The organism is Arthrobacter bussei (genome assembly GCF_009377195.2).
Taxonomy (GTDB): domain Bacteria; phylum Actinomycetota; class Actinomycetes; order Actinomycetales; family Micrococcaceae; genus Arthrobacter_D; species Arthrobacter_D bussei.
The window spans coordinates 1-970 of record NZ_VJXX01000015.1 but is presented as its reverse complement, the minus strand read 5'-3'; the positions used below and the strand labels follow the sequence as shown (position 1 = coordinate 970).

Here is a 970-nt window from a genome sequence, read left to right as displayed (position 1 = left end):
CGGTGACCGGTGGTGGCTTGTTGGACGCGTTGCCTGCACCGGTCCAACCCATCCCCGGCCAGCCGAACCACGTGGAAGGGATCCATCACCGGGACCGCGCCGGGGAGCTCCTCCGTCGTGGCGGTCTTGAACCCGGTGAACCCATCCATTGCCACGACCTCCACCCCGGCCCGCCACGCCCGCGGGCGATCAGCAAGCCACTGCTTGAACACGGATTTGGAGCGGCCTTCGACCATGTCCAGCAGGCGTGCCGGGCCCGTCTTCTCGCGGATCGGGGTGAGATCGATGATGACCGTCACGAACCGGTCGCCTTTGCGGGTATGCCGCCAGACATGTTCGTCCACGCCGATCGTAGTGACCCCCTCGAACCTGCCCGGGTCATCAATCAAGACGCGCTTACCCTCGGTCAGGACGGCACTGTTCGCGGTATGCCAGGACACGCCGAGACCGGCTGCGACCCGGGACACTGTCAGGTGATCGACCACGATCGCGAACAGCGCCCACGTCAGTCCGCGGCGGGAGATCTTCGCCCTCCGATCAGCTGCCTTCGATGTGTCTTGCCGCCACGTGTGACCGCAGTGCTCGCACCGGTAGCGGCGCACTCGCACCAGCAAGGTGGTGGGCCGGTGACCGAATGGCTCATGGGCGAGCCGACGGACAACGGTGTCTCGCACGACGCCCTCAACGCCACACGATCGGCACCACGGATCTGCTTGAACGACGCGACACTCGATCACCGCCCGATGAGGGCGAAGGTGCTGACCAACGGCCTCGAGACCGAGCTCATCGAGGCGGCAGAACGTGGTGAGGTCAGGGCGAACGAAGGTAGCGTTGAGCATGTCGAGGTCTTTCGGGTGGATAGCGTCAGAACTTCCATCATCGGAAGGCCTCGACCTTTATCCCGTCACCGACGCGCCCACCCTGCTCACGCCGCCAGCACCCAGCGCACACTCTCGTTTACGAAGAGCCG

1 protein-coding gene is annotated in these 970 nt (G+C 65.3%); it reads right to left on the bottom strand.

Annotated features, from left to right (window positions below; genetic code table 11):
- The coding region (locus FNH21_RS16715) for an ISL3 family transposase (RefSeq protein WP_152817186.1) at window positions 1–839 on the bottom strand (839 nt) is incomplete at its 3' end.
- Window positions 840–970: the final 131 nt, after the last annotated feature.